Below are 846 nucleotides of genomic sequence, written 5' to 3'. Positions count from 1 at the left end.
CGCATTTAAACCAAAATGAACAGTTTGAACTTGAAAACTGGGTGGCTAGCCTAGGACAAGAGAAAAGCACAGCATCACGCTTAATCGAAGTTTATCGAGATTGCCAAACGATTTTGGCGGGTCACGAACAAGCCGAACTCCTGTTGTGGCGTGGACGAGAGATGATCGAAATTCTGATCACCTTGTCGATGGACAAAGCAACATTAGTGGCGGCTCAACTGTTTCCTTTGGTTTCAAGTGGTGCTTTCAACAGAGAACTTCTTGAAGAAAAATACAGCAAAGAAATCATTAAGCTCATTGATGGCGTAGAAGAAATGGCCGCTATCGGTCAGCTTAACGTCACGATGGAAGGCAGCGCTGCGTCGTCTCAAGTAGACAACGTTCGTCGCATGCTGCTTGCCATGGTGGATGATTTTCGTTGCGTTGTCATCAAGCTAGCAGAACGAATTTGCAACCTTATTGAAGTCAAAAAAGCACCGGACGAAGTTCGACGTGCTGCGGCGAAAGAGTGTGCCAACATTTATGCTCCACTGGCTAACCGCCTAGGTATCGGTCAGCTTAAGTGGGAAATCGAAGACTACGCTTTCCGTTATCAACAACCGGACACTTACAAGCAGATTGCAAAGCAGCTTGCTGAGCGTCGTATTGTCCGTGAGCAATACATCAAAGATTTTGTCGAAGACTTATCTCAAGAGATGAAAGCTTGTGGCATTAATGCCGAAGTAAGTGGTCGTCCTAAACACATCTACAGCATTTGGCGAAAAATGCAGAAGAAGAGTTTGGCGTTTGATGAATTGTTTGACGTGCGTGCAGTACGTATCATCGCCGACAAACTGCAAGATTGTT

The 846-nt window shown here is 45.5% G+C and carries 1 protein-coding gene; it reads left to right on the top strand.

From position 1 onward, the window contains the following. The coding region (locus R7R24_RS25740) for an HD domain-containing protein (protein WP_318119953.1) at window positions 1–846 on the top strand (846 nt) is incomplete at both ends.

The organism is Vibrio sp. 704 (genome assembly GCF_033339295.1).
The sequence above is the reverse complement of the archived record's forward strand: the minus strand, read 5'-3'. Positions and strand labels throughout refer to the sequence as shown.